Genomic DNA, 17,334 nt, shown 5'->3' on the forward strand with positions numbered 1-17,334 from the left:
AGCACCGTCGAGCTTGCGGGGGTGGGGCGCCTGCACTTGAACGGGGCGGCGGGGTGGAGCCGGACCAAGTGCCGCTGGGGCAGGAGGCGAGGCGCCTTGGCGGGCTCAGGGCCAGGGGCGTCATCGGCCTCGGCGCAGTTCCCGCACGCATTCCGCGACGGCGCGCAGGATGCCGGCGCGGTCCTCGGAGGCGGTGTCCTTCAGCGCCAGGCCGGTGATGGTCACCAGGGCGGTCGCGAGGATCGCGAGCCCGGCCAGGGCCACCGTTGCCCACCAGATGTCCATGCGTCAGTCCTTCCCGAGGAGCCTCGGCCTTCCCCGGGCGGGGTGGCCACGGGCAGCTTCTCCAGGACGCGCCGGGGCGGCTACGGATGCCGGATCGCCGGATTTCCGTCCGCGAGCTGCCAGGTGGGAGGAGCATGGTCCGGGGGCGCCGGATCGGCCGGATCGGATCGGATCGGATCGGCCGGAGCGGCAGTCGAGCGGGAAGGCTGGACGTGAGCGCGAGGACGGAGCACGCCGGACGGCGAGCCCTGGCGCAGGAGCTCGGGCGGCTCGGGGAAGCGCTGCGCGATCTGCGCGCCAGGGGCAAGAACCAGAAGACCGCGGTCGCGGAGGCCAACAGGCGCCTGCGCGCAGCCGCAGGACCCGGTGGCGGCAGGGATCTGCCCGTCACGACGGTCAACGAGTGGTTCCCCAAGCCGGGGGGATCGCGCGAGCCCACGGTCCCGAAGGATCTCGCCGATCTGTGGGCCGTGGTCGCCGTGATGCTGGAATGGACCACCGGGAGGAGCGAGCGCCACGTGCAGCGCGAGTTCCCCCGCTGGAAGGAGCTCTACGCGGACGCCCGGCGCGGGACCGGCATGGACGAGGAGGTGCGCGGCTACCTCGCGGCCGCCCGGAAGGCTGCCGAGAAGCACCCGTACCAGGACTTCGCCGAACCGCCGTCCCTGGTCGACGTCTATGTGCGCCAGCGCAGCCGCCCTGCGGTCCGGGACGGGCGTGCCGGGCCCGGCGACGGCCCGGCCACCGGAGGAGGAGGTGGCGCCGGTGCCGTCGTTCCGTTCGAACCGGCCGAGGCGGTCTTCCGGAGGGCCGACCGGATGTGCGTGCTCGTCGCCGGCCCCGGAGTGGGCAAGTCCACCCTGCTGCGTGCGCGGCTGCGCGACACGGCCGGTGTACTGCTCGACGACACGCACAGTCCCGGGACGTACGGCCCGGCCGTCCCGGTGTGGGTGAGCGCTCACGCCCTCGTCGGCGAGGACAGGCACGTACCCGACGTGCTCGCCGACGCCACCGGGAAGCTGGGCACCTTCGGGCGGCACCCCGTACTGACGCGGGACCGCTTCCTGCGGCGGCCCTGGACCGGGGCGCACTGGCACCTCCTCGTCGACGACCTCGACGAGCTGCCCGACGCGCGCATGCGCCGCGCCGTCCTGGAGAAGCTGGCCAACGCCGTCGCGGCGGACCCGCCGCTGTACCGGTGCGTCGTCGCGACCCGTCCCCTCGCCGAGGGCGAACTCGACGTCCTCGACCACGTCCTCGGCCTCAGGACACCGCACTACGAACTGCAGCCGTTCACCTCGCACGACCTGCACACCTACCTGGAGAAGTACTTCGGCACCCGGTGGCCGCGAGAGGAAGCCACCCGCCACGCCCGCCACCTCGCCGGTGCGCTCCGCGAAGGCTCCCTGGACGAAGCGGCGCGTGTCCCGCTGATGGCCTTCATGCTGTGCCGGCTCTACCTCGCCGAGCCCGGCCGCTCGCTGCCCGACGGCCGGGCCGCGGTGTACGAGGACTTCACCGACCTGCTCTACCAGAACAACCAGAGCAAGCAGGTGGCGAGGAGCCACGAAGAATCGATCAGGCACCTCGTGGAGAGCGTCCAGAGTCCACGGGCGCGCGCGGAAGCCGAGGCCGCCGCACGGCAGGTCCACGAACGGCTGCCCGAACTGATCGGCTACCTCGCCCACCGGAGGCTCGCGGACCACGGGACGCCGATCACCGAGGCGTTGGCCTCGCACGAAGCCGTGCGACGCCCCGGCAAGGTCCGCCCGGAGCGCTGGGAGGCCTTCCTGGAGAACCTCCTCCGGCACACCGGACTGCTGGTCCACCGCGCCGACGGCCTCGGCTTCCCCCACCAGGGCTTCCTCGAATACCACGCCGCGGCGGACATCCGGCACCGGCTGACCGTCGAATGCAGCCTGACCGAGGACGCCCTCGTCGACCAGGTGTACGGCGAGCACTGGGCCGACCCCACCTGGCACGAGACCCTCGTCCTGGTCGCGGGGATGGTCGAACCGCGTCTCGCGGGCCGGATCGTCGACCACCTCCTCGCGGCCGATCCGTTGTGGTTCCTGCGGCGGACGGGGGCGTCCTCGGACGTGACGCCCCAGCACATCGTGCTCGCCGCCAAGTGCCTCGGTGAGGTCCGTGAGCCCGGCGGCGAGCTCGGCGTCCAGTGCTCCGCCGTCGTCGACGCGGTGATCGCACTCATCGAGTACGTGGTCGAGAAGCGGGCCTTTCCCGGGTCCGCACTGAGTCGCGCACTGGCGGAGACGCTACCGCCGGTGCTCGGCCGGATCGGCGCAGCCGACTCCGCAGCCGCGCAGCGGTACCACGCCTGGTACCGGGTCTACGGCCGGTTCCTGAACGTCATGCGGGAGGGAGCGAACTTCGTCTGGTTCGAGGTGCCGCCGGCCGCGCGGCTTGGCGCCGCGTTGCTGCGCGACGACGAGGGGTTCCGCGAGGGCCTGTTCAGCCGGGCGGTCTTCGACCCGGTGCCCGCCGGCCGGGAGGAGGCACTTCGCGCACTCATCCAGGAACGGCCCGACGATCCGCAACTCGCCGAACTGCTGCGCGAGTTCGCCGGGACGGACCCGGACGGAGACGTCAGAAGGGGCTCGCTCCGGCTACTCGCACTGGCCCGCCCCCGGGACCGTTCCATCGGGGAGTGGCTGGAAAGGTGCCTCACCGACGACGACCGGCACCTGCGGCAGGGGGCGCTGGCCGCGCTCGCCGACGGCCGGCGCGGCGAGCCCGGGGCGCTCGCCCTGATACGCCGGTCCGCGACCGACGACCCCGACGACTCGGTCCGCCTCAGCGCGCTGGAATCCCTCGCGAGGGGCTGGCCGCGTGACCCGGACGCTGCGGCCGTGGTGCGCGACCGCGCCACCCGTGATCCGGACCCGCACCTGCGGACCAGGGCGTTCCACATCCTCGCCGAGGGCCGGCCCGACGATCCGCCCGTCGCCCCGGCTCCTGCCCGGTCGGCGCCGCCGCCGCCCGCCGCGGAGGATCCGCGCCATACCGTGCTGAAGCCCCTCGTCGTCGACCGGCGCAGCGATGCACGGACCCCCGTGCTGCTGCGCGAACTGGCCGAGGAGCACCCCGACGACGAGGTCCGGGTGGCCGCGGTGTGGGTCCTGGCCACGACGTGGCACACCCATCCGCGGACGCTGCCGTGGCTGTGCGAGCTCGCCGCCTCCGGCGCCGGCGAGCCGGTGCGACGGGCCGCACTGCGGGCCGTCGGCTCGGGGTGGCCCGGCCGTCCCGACGCCGAGGCACTACTGCGCGGAGTCGCCGAAGGGAGGGGCGGGTCGCGAGGCCGGGTGGTGGCCGTCCTCGCCCTCGCCGGCGGTTGGCACGACGACCCGGCCACCGGGTCACTGCTGCGCGGACTCGCAGGTGACGACGACGAGTTCGTCCGCGCGGCGGCGGTACTGGCGCTGGGAACCGGCTGGCGTGACCACCCCGACACCGTCGCGCGGCTGGAGGACAGGGCCGAGAACGACACCGCGCCCCATGTCCGTCGGAACGCCGTCCACGCCCTCGTCACGGGCTTCCGCACCCAGCGGACCGCCGACCTGCTCCGCCGGCTCGCCGTCGACGACCCCGACGACCACCTGCGCGCCGCCGTCGTGCACGACCTGGCGGCCGGCTGGCGCGACCCCGGGACCGGCGCGCTGCTCCGACGGATCGTCACCGGCGGAACCGGCCCGATCAGCCGGGGCGCGGCGGTCGGGGCACTGGCAGGCGGCTGGCGCGACGACCCCGCCACCGAGGAACTGCTGCGCGAGCGGGCCGCCGACGACTCCGACTGGCAGCTGCAGCGAACGGCCGTGACGGCCCTCGCCGATCGCTGGCCGTACGACCCGCAGATCCACGCACTCGCCGAACGTCTCGCCGACGACTGGTAGCCGACTGGTAGCCGGCACACGCCTCCCGACGAGTGGTGGACGGCATGCCCCCGGCGGGCGGTACCGCCTCCCTCAGTCCTCCACCCCGGCGCCGGCACCGGGTGCACCGTGGCGCGCCTACAGCGCGGCCCGGGCCGCCTCGGCGAGGCGGTGGGCGTCCTCCAGCGCCTCGTCCAGTGCGGGCAACCGGGGCAGCACGTGCGGGCCGACCGCCTCGATGGCCAGTTCGGCGTCCCTCGCGGCCTGCGCCGGATCCTCGGCGAGGACGGACTCCCCGCGGTGGACGCGGAGGAGTGCCACGGCGTGGCGCCCCGACAGCGTGGTGTCGTCGTGGGGGCCGAAGACGCGTTCCTGGTGCGGCCGCAGGCTCTCGGCGAGCTTCAGCGCTCGCTCCGTTTCGCCCGCGGTGGCGTAGGCGTTGACGAGGTTGCCGGCGGAGATCAGGGTGTCGGGGTGGTCCCGGCCGAGGATCCGCGACCGGAGCGGGAGGACGTGCTCCGCGATCGCGACGGCCTCCTCGTGGCGGCCGGTCCTCCGGCACGACACCGAGAGGTCGGCGAGGGCCTTGAGGGTGTCGGGATGCTCGGGGCCCTGGACCCGGTACCGGTCCGCCACGGCCCGCTTCCGCAGGACGAAGGCTTCCTCGTCCTGCCCCGTCGCGGCGTACGAGGAAGCGAGGGAGACCCGGACGGCGATGGTGTCGGGGTGGTCGGGCCCGAGGATGCGCTCGGAGACCTCCAGCACCTTCTCCTCGATCTCCATCGCGTCCCCCAGCCGCCCGGCCTGGGCGTAGCTGGAGGCGAGGCTCGCCAGTGCGATGAGCATGCGGGGGTGGTCGCCCGTGCCGAGCAGGGTCGCGAGTTCCATGACGACCCGTTCCTTCAGGACAAGTGCTTCGTCGTGCCGCCCGTTGATCTCGTAGGCGAGGGCGAGGTTGTTCCGCGCGTTCACGGTGTCGGAGTGGGACAGGCCCAGGACCCGTTCCCTGGCGGCCAGGACGTGTTCCTTGAGCGTGATCGCGTCGCTCTCGTAGCCGAGGTCCGTGTAGGAGCCGGCGACGGAGGCGAGGGCAACGAGGGTCTTGGGGGAGTCGGCGCCGAGGAGGCGCTCGAACTCGACCGCGACCCGCTTCCGGAGGGCGAGGGCCTCCGCGGCCCGTCCGGCCAGCGCGTAGGCGGCGGCCAGGTTGGCCTGTGAGGCGAGGGTGCGCTCGTCCTCGGGACCCAGTTCCGCCGTGTCGGCCTCGGCCTCCTGCGTCCAGTGGTCGACGGCTTCGGCGTGCAGACCGGCGCCGAGGAGACTCAGCCCTGCTCTCTCCCGCAGCGCGAACCCCGGGAAGAGCCGGAGGACCTCCGGCCCGACCGTGTCACGCAGGGTCTCGGTGTTGGCCCGGAGGCAGGCGGCGAGGCGGTGGTCGAGGTGGTCCTCCTCCGGCCAGAGCCGGTACATCGCGAACATCACCGCGGACCGGACGGGAGTCGGGTCCGGGGTGGTGTCCCGGGCCGCGCGGGCGGTCAGGGCGTGGATGGAGACCTCACGGTGGGCGGCCACCGTGCCCCGGTACGGAACGTCGACCCCGGCCGGGTAGTTGCCGATCAGGTTGTAGGTGTGTAGGACGGCGAGGACGGTGAGCGCCTCGTCGGCTGTGACCGGCGGGGGCTCTCCCGCTTCGGCCGGCTCCGCGTCGGAGCCGCCGCCGGGTGCCGCCGGACCGGGCACCGCCGCTCCGGCGGCGCCCCGCTCCGTGGCTCGCTGCTTCGTGAGGTAGTCGGTCACCGCCCTGGTGGTCCAGAGTTCGCGGGGGTGTCCGGCCGGGTCCAGCAGGCCCGCCAGTCGGACGGCCGGGACGGCGAGGCCCTTGGGCTCGGTCTGCTGGGCGGCGTCCAGCGAGATCAGCAGCGCCGCGGCGACGGGCCGGCCGTACAGCTCGGTGTCCGCCTCGGGCGGCAGCACCGAGTCCAGGGTGCGGGTGCGCTCCCGGAAGATCTCCAGGTAGGCCGAGCAGGTGCGCTGCTGGTTGACCATGTAGGCGGCGGCGTGGGCGAGGGCGAGCGGCAGCCGTCCGAGCGCCTCGGCGAGTTCCTCGGCCTGCCGGTCGAGCAGGTAGGGGTAGCCGGCGGTGGTGAGGCGCTCGCGGAGGTAGGCGACGGCCTCGGCCGCGTCGTAGACGTCGACCGGGACGACGGCCCGCCCGCCGCCGGACGCGTGGGCGCCGCGCTGGCGGGTGGTGGCGAGGACCCGGCCGTTGCCACGGCGTGACCGCCCGGGCCACAGCGGCCCGGTGGCGGTGAAGTCGGTGACGTCGTCGAGGACCACGAGCCAGCTGCGCTCGGTGCTGCTGAGCCAGTTCAGGAAGAGCCGGGCGTCCTGTGCGACGCGGTCGCGGGCGTTGGTCGCGCCGGGCAGCTGGACGGCGGCCGCGGCCTCGGCGTACGCGAGCAGGACGGACACCGGGTCGGCTGCGGCCGCCCAGATCACCACGTCGACGCCGTCGTCCAGGGCCTGCCAGGCGTAGTGCGCGGCCAGCTGGCTCTTTCCGACCCCGCCGCCCCCGGCGAGGACCTGGGAGAGCACCACCGTCTCGCTCCCGGCCCGTACCCGGTCGATCGCCTCGCGCACGGCGGTGCGCGGCTGGAAGGCGCTGGCCAGGATCGGGATGACGCCGATGGACAGCGGCCACTCCGGCGGAGCGGGCGACGGCAGCTGGACGGTGACGGTGCCGCCCTGGATCACCGAGCCGTTGACCGTCGAGTTGTGGATCGCGTTGACGACGGTCGTCCGGCTCTCCGCCTCCGCGCCGTCCCCCGACCGCTGCGGCGGCGTCACTTCGTCCATGATCTGATCCTCCGTCAATTGGTGTGACGGACCACATCCTTGCGCGGGACACTGTCGATCGGCACGGGTTCGGCCGAACTCGCCACCCGCACCGCGGCCTGCCGCGCCGACGGGCCGACGGCGCCGGGGGGCGCGGCCGTCGCGTGGGGCCGGCGGGTGGGGCCTGCGCGTGGGGCCGGGCCCGTCCGGCAGTGGATCGGCGGTGCGCTGCTCGCTGCGGTGCAGGTCCACGGCGTGGTCGGCCACGCGACGGCCCGCCCCGGCGACGCACACGGCGGCGGACTCACGTAGCCTTGGCCGGCGACGACAAGATCCATGACGCCTCCGAACGGGGGTGGGTGAGGAACTGCTGTGCCCCTGGTTTCTGTGGTGATGCCGGTACACAACTCGGTTGCCACCGTCGGCGCGTCGGTGCGCTCCGTGCTCGCGCAGACGCACGCCGACGTCGAGCTGTTGATCACCGACGACGCGTCCACGGACGGCTCCATGGACCTGTTGCGGGACCTGGCCCGACAGGACGAACGGGTGCGCCCGGAGGCCGCGCCCGGGCAGGGCGGCGCGGCCAAGGCCCGCAACCTCGCCCTCGCACGGGCGCGCGGCGAGTACGTGGCCTTCCTGGACAGCGACGACATGTGGCTCGCGGAGAAGCTGGAACGGCAGCTCGCGTTCGCCGCCGACGGCGATGCCCCGTTGACGTTCACCTCCTACTACAAGGTCGACGGCGACCACTCCGGCGAGGCCTGCGACTTCACTCCCAACGGACGGGTGATCGAGGCCAGGGATCGCGTGACGTACCGGGACATGCTGGTGCAGGACCACATCGGGGCCCTGACCGCGATGTACGACCGGAGTCGGCTGGGCACCCGGCTGATGCCCGACATGCCGAAGCGGCAGGACTACGCGCTGTGGCTGGCGATCATGAGGGACGGGCACCCCGCCCGGGGCCTGCGGGAACCGCTGGCGATCTACCGGTCCGGCCGGGCGGGGTCACTGTCCTCGAACAAGCTGTCGCTGGTCGAGCACAACTGGAGGCTCTACCGCGATCACGAGCAGCTGTCGCTCCTCCGGTCCACGCGGGCACTGGCCGGGGCGGCCTGGCACTCGGCGCGGAAGGCACGCGTCTAGAGCACGGCGCGGCGCCCGGCACTCACCCCCGGGGACGGATCCGCCGGGCGCACGTCGTGGAGAACATCCTGCGAGGCCCCGGCGACCCGGCCGGACTCCCCGCGAGCTGCGCGGACCTCCGGGACGTCGTGGAGACGTTCACCGACACGGCACGACGGGCCCTGAACACGTAGGACCCGATCCGGCGCCGCCGCGAGGAGGCGGAGGGTCGGCGGCGGTCACCACGCGGTCACCGCTTGCGCGCCAGGGTCACCCCGTCGCGGACCGTCAGCATCACGGCGTCCACCCGGTCGTCCGCCGCGATGAACTCGTTCAGCCGGCGCATCGCCAGGTGGTGCTCCTCCTGGTAGGCCGGGTCCAGGGAACGGCCGCCGAGCAGGACGTTGTCGAGGACGACCACGCCGCCCGGGCGCAGCCGGCGCAGGATCTCCTCGTAGTACGCGGGGTAGCTCTGCTTGTCCGCGTCGATGAAGGCGATGTCGATGTGCGGCTCGTCCGGCAGCGCCCGGAGGGTGTCGAGGGCGGGGGCGATCCGCAGGTCGATCCGGTCGGCCACCCCGGCGCGCTCCCAGTGCTCCCGGCCGATGGCGGTCCACTCGGCGTTGGTGTCGCAGGCGAGCAGGCGGCCGCCCTCGGCCAGGCCGCGGGCGATGCAGAGGGAGGAGTAGCCGGTGAAGACCCCGACCTCCACGGCGTACTTCGCGCCCAGCATCCGCACCAGCATGGTGAGCAGCGCGCCCTCGTCGGCCGAGACCTGCATCCAGGCGGCCCGGCCGGTGGCTTCCCTGGTCCGCTCGGCGAGGTCGTGGAGCACCTGGTCGGCGGGGGTGCAGTGGCGCAGTGCGTAGCCGTCGACCAGGGGGTGGACCGGCTCCAGTTCGGCGCCGTCGACGGGCGTGTTCCACTCGACGGTGAGTTCCTCCTGGGCGGCGAAGCGCACCAGGTGACGGGCGACCAGGTCCTGGACCTGGCTCAGCGCCTCGGCGTCGGCCGCGGCCGCGATCAGTTCCAGCTGTCCCGGACGGGCGGTCATGACGCAGTTCGCGCCGTTGCCGAGGGTGACGATGCCGCGGTCCTGGGCGTCGAGCGTGGTGCCGGTCTTGTGGCCCAGGTGGGAGACGAGCTGCTTGAGGTAGCGCTCGGGGCGGTCGGTGGTGACGTGGGTGATGGACAGCGGCATGGGGTTCCTCTCGCCAGCGTGGTGCGGTGGGGCGTGTGATGCGGGGCGGGCACGTGATGTGAAGCCGGGTCAAGCATCGATGATCATCGACGCTGGCTCAAGGCCCTCGGGCACCCGCTGCGCCACCGCCTGGTCAACTGCAGAAAGGCCGGGGTACGGGCAGCACAGCTGGGCGCGGGCGAAAGTCCGACCGCGGAGGCCTACGGCCTGCTGGTCAGCCTCTTTCCGGCCGACCCGGCCCGGGTGTCAGTCGTCGGCGATGCCCTCCTGGATGGCCAGGACGGCGAGGCGCACCCGGTTGGGAGCGTCGGTCTTGGTCATCAGGTTGGACACGTGCGTCTTCACCGTGGTCAGGCCGATGTGCATGCGGGCGGCGATCTCGCTGTTCGAGAGGCCGGCGGCGATGAGCCGCAGAACCTCCCGTTCCCGCTGCGTGAACGGTGTGCCCGGGCTCGGTCGTCCGGCCGTTCCGCCCCAGGCCAGGGCGGCGCGGGTGACCACCCGGTGCAGCACGGTCGGGCTGTACGGGCTGTCGCCCGCCGCGGCGCGCCGGACGGCGTCGAGCACGGCCGCCGGTTCGACGTCCTTGCCCAGGAAGCCGCAGGCGCCGGCGCTCAGCGCGGGGTAGAGCCGGTCGTCGTCGTCGAAGGTCGTCAACACGACGACGCGGGCGGCCGGGTGGACGCGGAGAGTACGGGCGGTGGCGGCGATGCCGTCCGTCCCGGGCATGTGGAGGTCCATCAGCACCACGTCCGGCCGCAGCCGTTCGGCCAGACGGACCGCCTCCTCGCCGTCGGCGGCCTCCCCAGCGACGACGAGGTCCTGCGCGGACTCGCAGAGCATCCGCACCCCGGCGCGGACCAGTTGCTGGTCGTCGACGATGAGCACGCTGATCACGGGCCCACTCCGGTCGCCGTGGGGGGCAGGGTCGCCGCGATCCGCCAGCCGCCCGGGGCGGGTCCGGCGTCGAGCGTCCCACCGACCAGGGCGACGCGCTCGCGCATGCCCAGCAGGCCGTGACCCCCGGACCGCTCCGGGTGGCCCGGCAACGGCGGGGTCGCGCCCGTCGGCAGGGTGTTCTCCAACGCAAGGGACAACGTCCCGTCCTCCATCTCCATCCGCAGCCGGATCCGGGCCGCGGGGCCGGCGTGCTTGGTGGCGTTGGCCAGCCCCTCCTGGACCAGCCGCAGGACCGTCAGCGACCGCATCGCGTCGAGTCGGGCGATCCCGGGGTCCACCTCGGCGTGGACCGCCATTCCGGACTGGCGGCTGCGTTCCACCACGCCCCGGACGGCGGCGGGCAGATCCGTCGTCTCGGCGAGCAGCGGGGCGAGGTGGTCGGCGGCGGGCTCGCGCAGCGCGGTCAGCAGCCTGCGCAGGTCGGTCAGCGCGGTGTTCGCGCTCGTGTGCACGTCGTCCAGCACCTCGGCGAGGCGCGGGTCGGCCGGTGCCAGCACGTGCCGGGCCACGCCGACCCGCAGCACCGTGGACGCCAGGTGGTGGGCGACCATGTCGTGGAGCTCGCGCGCGATCGCCGCCCGCTCGCCCATCCTCGCGCCCCACTCGGCCAGGTGTCGGCTGCGCTCGGCCTCCAGGGCCCGCTCCCGGGCGATGCCGGCGGCGCGCTCCGCGGAACGGATGTAGGCCGCCAGCAGGACGGGCACGCCGACGATCACCGCGGCCCGGTACAGCGCCGGGAACACCTCGACGGACGGCGGCCAGCCGGTGCGGACCAGCTGGGCCAGGGCCAGGGCAGCGGAGGCGACAGCGGTCGGTCTCCCCCAGCGGCGCACCGCCAGCTCGAACAGGGCCGCGCTCGCCCCGACCTTCGCCTCCACCGTGACCAGCGGGGCACACAGTTCCGCCAGCGCCAGCATGGCGCACTGGCCCATCGCCGTCCCCCACGGCCCGAAGCCGCCGAGCGCGGACAGCGCCAGCACCCCGAGGCCCACCGCCCAGTCGGCCGCCCCCAGCTCGCCGGGGCGGCGCAACAGCAGCAGGTAGCCGAGGCCGAAGGCCACGAGGGCCAGCCGCATCGGGCCGAACCTGCGACCGAAGAGGCGATCCATCCGTCCACGCAGCACGGGACCAGACCCTACGTCCCGTCAGGACGGGATCTCCTCCCCCGAGCGGAGGAGACGCCTCCTCCTTCCGGTCGGCCGGGATCGGGCCGGTCGCCCGAGGCCGGAACCCCGCCCGGACCGCCAACCTCGGGACAGCGCCCGCTGACGCCCCACGGGCCCCGTGTCCCACCCTCCCAAGGAGTCACCCGTGTTCGCCCTGCTCGGAAGATTCGCCGCCCGGCGCCGACGACCGGTCGTCGTCGCCACCCTCCTGTTCACCCTGGTGGCCGGCCTGTGGGGCACCCAGGTGTTCGGCGCGATCACCGGCGGCGCCGGCTTCGACGACCCCGACAGCCCCTCCGTCCGGGCCGACCGGGTGCTGGCCGGCCCGCTCGGCCGCCTGCAGCCCGACACCGTGGTGCTCTACCGCAGCGCCGACCGCCGCATCGACGACCCCGACCTCTCCGCGCGGCTCCGCACCGCCCTGGACGCCGTCCCGCGCGAGGACCTGACGCATCTGGAGTCGTACTGGTCCAGCCACGGCTCCGCGGACTTCGTCAGCCGCGACGGCCACTCCACGTACGTCACCCTGCAGTTCGCGGCGTCCGACGACCAGGAGCGGGTCAGGGCGCTCCAGCGCATCGCGGACCGCTTCCGGGTGCCGGGCCTGGACGTCGCGTTCGGCGGTGTCACCGCGATGACCGAACAGGTCAACACGCTGACCGGCCGCGACATCGGGCGCGCGGAGCTGCTCTCGGTACCGCTGCTCCTCGTCCTGCTCGTCCTGGTCTTCCGCAGCGCGATCGCCGCCCTGCTGCCACTGGCCACCGGCGCCGTCGTGGCGCTCGGCTCGTTCACCGTGCTCCGGATCACCGCCTATGCCGTGCCGATCTCCAGCAGCGTGATCAACGTGATCACCATCCTCGGGCTCGGACTGGCCATCGACTACGCCCTGTTCATGGTCAGCCGCTACCGCGAGGAGCTCGCCGCCGGCACGCCGCCGGACCTCGCCGTCGAACGCACCACCGCCACCGCCGGACGCACCGTCGCCTTCTCCGGGCTGGCCGTCGCCATCTCCTTCGCGAGCCTGATCCTCTTCCCCTCCCGCTTCCTCAGCTCGATGGGCTACGCCGCCGTGTCGGTCACCGCCTTCGCCGTGCTGAGCTCACTCACCGTCCTGCCCGCGCTGCTGCGCATCACCGGGCACCGCGTCGACGCCCTGCGGATCCCGCTGCCGTGGGGCCACCGGGCCGGTGGCTCCCGGCGCCAGGCCGCGCCCGCACCGGGGCAGGGCCACTGGTACCGCGCCGCCCGCCTGGTGATGCGTCGTCCGGTGCCGGCCTGCCTCGCGGCCGTCGTCCTGCTGCTCACCGCCGGTGCGCCCTTCCTCGGCGCGAACTGGGCCCGCCCCGGCGACTGGGTCCTGCCCGCCGACGCCGACGCCCGCGTCGTCGCCCGTCAGTTGGGCACCGGGTTCGACCACGACCCGACCAAGGTGCTCACCGCCGTCGTCCGGCTCGACGGTCCGGCGGGCACCGCCTCCCCCGCGCTGGAGGCCTACGCCCGACGGCTGGACGCGGTACCCGGGGTCACCGGCGCCGCGGTGACAGCCACCCACGGCGACACCGCCCGCATCACCCTGCGGTACGGCGCGGACCCGATGTCGCAGGAGGCCGCCGCGATGGTGCGCGACCTGCGGGCGCAGACACCACCGGACGGCGCCACCGCGCTGCTCACCGGCATGCCGGCCTCCCGCGTGGACATCGTCCGTATGATCGGCTCCCGGGTGCCGTGGATGGCGCTGTTCGTCGCGGCGGTCTCCGGCCTGGTGCTCTTCCTGGCCTTCGGCTCGGTGACGATCCCGTTGAAGTCCGTTCTGCTGAGCGCACTTTCCCTGTTCGCCGCGTTCGGCGTGATCACCTGGATCTTCCAGGACGGCCACCTGCACGGCCTGTTGGGGTTCACCCCGATCGGCGCGATCGACGCCGACTTCCCGGTGCTGATCGTCGCCATCGCCTTCGGCCTGGCCATGGACTACCAGGTGTTCCTGCTCTCCCGGATCAAGGAGCACCACGACCGCGGCGCGGGCACCGAGGAGTCGATCGCCCTCGGGCTCCAGCGCACCGGAGGGGTGATCACCAGCGCCGCACTGCTGCTGATCGTCGTGGTCTGCGGCTTCCTCGCCTCCTCCATCGCCTTCATGCAGATGATCGGCGTCGGACTGGTGGTCGCCGTCGCGGTCGACGCCACCGTGGTCCGGGCGCTCCTCGTCCCCGCGACGATGCGTCTGCTGGGCCGCTGGGCCTGGTGGTCCCCACGTGCCCTGACCGCGCTCCGGCGGCGCGTCGGACTCGGCCGCGCCGAGGCCCCCGCAACGCCCGGCCCGCCGGCCACCGAGGCCGCCCCCGTTCCCCCGGGTGCCCACGTCGCCCGCATCGCCCACGTCGCCCGGGAACGGTGACACCGGCCGACGCCGGCCCGCAGTCGGCCCGAGCCCGTGGCCGGGGCGGCGCCGGCGGTCGAGGCTGCGCCGGCGGCCGGGGGATCGCCGGCTCCGGCTCCGACTCCGGTGCCGGAGCCGGAGCTGACGAGGGCGCGCCCGTTGCCCGTCGGTCCGGCTGGTAGCGTCCGCGGTTCGGGGGCCGCCGCGCGGACCGTGCCGCCCCCTCTCTCCCCCTTCGAGGACAGTGAGGTTCGGCAGGAATGCGCAGGGCGACCCCTTCACGGCCCGGGACGGACCGGTGCTGACCGGCCCGGGCCAACTGCTCGGTGCCGAGCTTGACGGGCGGTCGGTGGTCATCCGGCCGGGCTCGACCCAGGGCCGGGGCTTCTCGGTGTACGACGCCGAAGACGGTTCCCTGGTACGGGAGTTCGCGCTCGGCCCAGGCTTCATCGGCGGCCCGCTCTGCCGGATGCACGTCGACGCCGGCGGCGAATCACCGGTGCTGGTGGTCCTGGATCAGTTCCGGGGGCTGCGCGGGACGCTGTTCCAGGTCGACCTGGTGACGGGCGAGCGGGTCTGTCCCGACACCTGGGGCAAGCGGCGCAAGCCGTGGGGCCGGACGTGGCCGCGGATGTCGGCGGTGGCTTCCCACCTCGGCCCCGGCGGGCAGCGGAGCCTGCTGCTCGGGTGGAGCGACGGGCGGGTGGAGCCGGTCGACGCGGTGACCGGGGCGGCCGCGGGGCCCCGGATGCGCGGTACCGGCCGCAGGGAGGTGTGGTCGCTGGCCGCGTTCACCGCGGCGGACGGCACGCCCCGGCTGGCCGGCGCGGACGCCGACGGGCTGCTCCGGGTCTGGGACCTGGCGACCGGCCGGCCGGTCGGCGGCCCGGTCAAGGCGCACAACGGGCCGATCTCACGCCTCGTCGCGTACCCGGCGGACGGCCGGATCCTGCTGGCCACCGGCGGTACGGACCACTCGGTGCGGATCTGGGACCCGGAGACCCGGACGCCGCTCGGCAGGATGATGGTGCAACCCGAGAACACGCTGGGCCTGTGCGACTATCAGGTGGACGGCCGGGCCGTGCTGGCGGTGGCCTCGGACCGCCTCTACCGGTACGACGCGCTCACCGGGCAGCCGGTGGGCGAGCCGGTCGACGGGTGGGAGGACGACGCCTGCATGGGGGTGTGCGCCGTCCGGGTGGGCGACCGGGTCGCCCTGGTCGCCGCGGACGAGATCGACATGCGGCGCCTCGACGGCGCCACCGGCGAGGAGTGGCCCGCCGGAACCGCGTGAACCCACCACCGGGGCGTGGGACAGCCGCGATCGAGGCTGATCTATCCTCACGGACCAGGAGGGACGGACCTCGGGTGGGGAGCAGACCAGGTGGGAACGTGGGGCGCTCGGTTCGCAGCGCCGGCAGGGGCCCGACCGTGGCCGGCGCGGACCAGGGCGGGAATGAATCCCGTCCTGCCGCCGAGCAGGTGCGCCGGTTCGAGGAACGGTCCTGATCGTCACCGGTCCGGCCGCCGGCCAGGTCTGGGAGGACAACCTGACGTGAACGGCACGCTCCGCCCCGGCCCGAGCTTCGGCGTCTGGTACCCGGCGAGGCTTCCCCGGAAGCCCGGGTGACGGATGGCGACGCCCGAGGTCCGCTCCGCGCTACCGGGCCGCGCGGCCGGGGGCCGGGGTGCGCGGCCGTAGGCGCTCCCCCTGCGGCCCGAACATGACCAAGTATTCGACCGGTCCGTCGGGCCCGGCGTTCGCAACCCCGTGGGCGGTGCGGGTGTCGAACTCGACCACCTCCCCGGCGCTCAGGACGAGGTCCTGCTCGCCGAGCGCCAGCCACAGCCGCCCGTACAGGACGCAGAGCCATTCGTACCCGTCGTGGGAGACCTGCCGCGGCCGCGCCGGCGTCGCGTCGACGGGCGGCAGCACGTGCTTGTGGGCGTGCAGGCCCCCGACGTAGCGGGTCAACGGCAGCACCGCCTTGCCGTCACCGGGACGCTGCGGCATCGGGATGCGCGATCCGGCCGCGGCGGCGGGCGCGGTGCCGGGCGCAGGGCCGGGTACGGTGCCGGGCGCAGTACCGGGCGCAGTACCGGGCGCGGTGCCGGCCAGCTCGTCCAGGGAGATGTCGTACGCCTTCGCGAGCCGCAGCAGCACCTCCAGGGTCGGCTTGCGCCGACCGGTCTCGATCCGCGACAGCGTGCTCAGCGAGATGCCGGTCGCGCGGCTGACGCCGGTGAGCGTGGCGCCGCGCTGCTCGCGCGCGGTCCGCAGCCGCGGGCCCATGGCCGCCAGCGCGTCGGCCACGACGTCGTCCGTCACCATCGCCCGACTCCCTCCAGCCGTGCCGCCTCCACCGCCCTGTCCTGCCAGTTTGCCAGAATGACAAGGGTGCTCGCGTCGGACGGCCGCCACGCCGCAAGATCGGTGGGAAACCGCGGCCGACCGTGAACCGAGGAGAAGTCATGCACCAGCCCGCGCCGTCCACCGACCTGCGCCACCGCACCATCGAGGCGCCCGCCGGCCGCCTGCACCTGGTCGAACAGGGCACCGGACCGCTGGTCCTGCTCGTCCACGGCTTCCCCGAGTCCTGGTACTCCTGGCGCCGCCAGCTCCCGGCCCTCGCGGCAGCGGGATACCGGGCCGTGGCGCTCGACGTGCGCGGCTACGGCCGCTCCTCCAAGCCGGCCGCGACGGACGCCTACCGAATGCTCGACCTCGTGGCGGACAACGTCGCCCTGGTGCACGCCCTGGGCGAGGAGAGCGCGGTGGTCGTCGGGCACGACTGGGGCTCCACCATCGCGGCGACCTCCGCCCTGCTCCACCCCGAGGTCTTCCGGGCCGTCGCGCTGCTGAGCGTCCCCTACGCGCCGCCCGGCGGCCCCCGCCCCACCGACGTCTTCGCGCAGATGGGCGGCGACCAGGAGTTCTACGTCTCGTACTTCCAGGAGCCCGGCCGGGCCGAAGCGGAGATGGAGCCCGACCTCCGGGGCTGGCTCGCGGGCTTCTACGCGGCCCTGTCCGCCGACACCATGCCCACCGAGGGCGAGCCCGACCCGCACTTCGTGACCCGCACCGGCGGCCGGCTGCGCGACCGCTTCCCCAGCGGCAAGCGGCCCGCCTGGCTGACCGAGGACGACCTCGACGTGTACGCCGGGGAGTTCGAGCGCACCGGCATGACCGGGGCCCTCAACCGCTACCGCACCATGGACCGCGACTGGGAGGACCTCGCCCCGTACGCCGGCGCCCCGATCAAGCAGCCGTCCCTGTTCATCGGCGGCGCCCTGGACGCCTCCACGACCTGGATGGCCGACGCGATCGACGCCTACCCGGCCACCCTTCCCGGCCTGGCCTCCGCCCACATCCTGGACGGCTGCGGGCACTGGGTCCAGCAGGAGCGCCCCGAGGAGGTGAACCGCCTGCTGACCTCCTGGCTGGACTCCCTCCAGGACTGAACCGTCGGACGTTCGGGCCGGGCTCCG

The 17,334-nt window shown here is 74.1% G+C and carries 12 protein-coding genes; 6 read left to right on the plus strand and 6 right to left on the minus strand.

Annotated elements, in window-relative coordinates; translation table 11 throughout:
* Positions 1–120: 120 nt before the first annotated feature.
* Positions 121–285, minus strand: coding sequence for a hypothetical protein (locus ACIRST_RS09125; protein WP_402801040.1), 165 nt, complete (start codon positions 283–285; stop codon positions 121–123).
* Positions 286–497: 212 nt separating this feature from the next.
* Between ACIRST_RS09125 and ACIRST_RS09130 the strand changes: the two genes are divergently transcribed.
* Positions 498–4,199, plus strand: coding sequence for a HEAT repeat domain-containing protein (locus ACIRST_RS09130; protein WP_402801042.1), 3,702 nt, complete (start codon positions 498–500; stop codon positions 4,197–4,199).
* A gap of 117 nt (positions 4,200–4,316) precedes the next feature.
* On the opposite strand, the gene ACIRST_RS09135 is transcribed toward ACIRST_RS09130, so the two are convergent.
* The gene (locus tag ACIRST_RS09135; protein WP_402801044.1) at positions 4,317–7,034 is read right to left on the minus strand and encodes a tetratricopeptide repeat protein; all 2,718 of its coding nucleotides are present in this window, start codon (positions 7,032–7,034) and stop codon (positions 4,317–4,319) included.
* Positions 7,035–7,073: 39 nt separating this feature from the next.
* On the opposite strand from ACIRST_RS09135, the gene ACIRST_RS09140 reads away from it, so the two are divergent.
* Positions 7,074–7,325 (plus strand): hypothetical protein, encoded by a 252-nt coding sequence (locus ACIRST_RS09140; protein WP_402801046.1) that lies wholly within the window; start codon positions 7,074–7,076, stop codon positions 7,323–7,325.
* A gap of 60 nt (positions 7,326–7,385) precedes the next feature.
* A complete protein-coding gene (locus ACIRST_RS09145) occupies positions 7,386–8,159 on the plus strand; it encodes a glycosyltransferase family 2 protein (RefSeq protein ID WP_350522342.1) in 774 nt (257 codons plus the stop codon).
* A gap of 229 nt (positions 8,160–8,388) precedes the next feature.
* Here the strand turns inward: ACIRST_RS09145 and ACIRST_RS09150 are convergent, their stop codons facing one another.
* The 3 genes from ACIRST_RS09150 to ACIRST_RS09160 all read right to left on the minus strand — a co-directional run bounded on the left by ACIRST_RS09150 (position 8,389) and on the right by ACIRST_RS09160 (position 11,375).
* A complete protein-coding gene (locus ACIRST_RS09150; protein ID WP_402801049.1) occupies positions 8,389–9,339 on the minus strand; it encodes a DUF2218 domain-containing protein in 951 nt (316 codons plus the stop codon).
* A 246-nt stretch (positions 9,340–9,585) separates the two neighbouring features.
* Positions 9,586–10,236, minus strand: a complete 651-nt coding sequence (locus tag ACIRST_RS09155; RefSeq protein WP_402801052.1) for a response regulator — start codon at positions 10,234–10,236, stop codon at positions 9,586–9,588.
* Positions 10,233–11,375, minus strand: coding sequence for a sensor histidine kinase (locus ACIRST_RS09160; RefSeq protein ID WP_402801055.1), 1,143 nt, complete (start codon positions 11,373–11,375; stop codon positions 10,233–10,235). The genes ACIRST_RS09155 and ACIRST_RS09160 overlap by 4 nt, the downstream gene beginning before the upstream one ends.
* 235 nt (positions 11,376–11,610) lie before the next feature.
* Here ACIRST_RS09160 and ACIRST_RS09165 point away from each other — a divergent pair, with 235 nt between their 5' ends.
* On the plus strand, positions 11,611–13,863 hold the full coding sequence (locus ACIRST_RS09165; protein WP_402801057.1) for an MMPL family transporter: 2,253 nt from the start codon (positions 11,611–11,613) through the stop codon (positions 13,861–13,863).
* 280 nt (positions 13,864–14,143) lie between these two features.
* The gene (locus ACIRST_RS09170; RefSeq protein WP_402801060.1) at positions 14,144–15,139 is read left to right on the plus strand and encodes a WD40 repeat domain-containing protein; all 996 of its coding nucleotides are present in this window, start codon (positions 14,144–14,146) and stop codon (positions 15,137–15,139) included.
* Positions 15,140–15,505: 366 nt separating this feature from the next.
* Here ACIRST_RS09170 and ACIRST_RS09175 read toward each other — a convergent pair whose 3' ends face one another.
* Positions 15,506–16,174 carry a helix-turn-helix domain-containing protein gene (locus ACIRST_RS09175; protein ID WP_402801641.1) on the minus strand — a complete coding sequence of 223 codons (669 nt, stop codon included), beginning with the start codon at positions 16,172–16,174 and terminating at the stop codon, positions 15,506–15,508.
* A gap of 143 nt (positions 16,175–16,317) precedes the next feature.
* Here ACIRST_RS09175 and ACIRST_RS09180 point away from each other — a divergent pair, with 143 nt between their 5' ends.
* Entirely contained in the window at positions 16,318–17,307 is a 990-nt protein-coding gene (locus ACIRST_RS09180) for an alpha/beta fold hydrolase (protein WP_402801062.1), read from the plus strand.
* Positions 17,308–17,334 lie beyond the last annotated feature (27 nt).

The sequence above is a fragment of the Kitasatospora sp. NPDC101447 genome (assembly GCF_044767225.1).
In the GTDB taxonomy this organism is placed as follows: Bacteria; Actinomycetota; Actinomycetes; order Streptomycetales; family Streptomycetaceae; genus Kitasatospora.

Bases quoted from the DNA above. Each gene is read 5' to 3' on its own strand.
- ACIRST_RS09160 (WP_402801055.1), bottom strand. From the start codon at position 11,375: ATGCGGCTGGCCCTCGTGGCCTTCGGCCTCGGCTACCTGCTGCTGTTG.
- ACIRST_RS09125 (WP_402801040.1), bottom strand. From the start codon at position 285: ATGGACATCTGGTGGGCAACGGTGGCCCTGGCCGGGCTCGCGATCCTC.
- ACIRST_RS09150 (WP_402801049.1), bottom strand. From the start codon at position 9,339: ATGCCGCTGTCCATCACCCACGTCACCACCGACCGCCCCGAGCGCTAC.
- ACIRST_RS09135 (WP_402801044.1), bottom strand. From the start codon at position 7,034: ATGGACGAAGTGACGCCGCCGCAGCGGTCGGGGGACGGCGCGGAGGCG.
- ACIRST_RS09180 (WP_402801062.1), top strand. From the start codon at position 16,318: ATGCACCAGCCCGCGCCGTCCACCGACCTGCGCCACCGCACCATCGAG.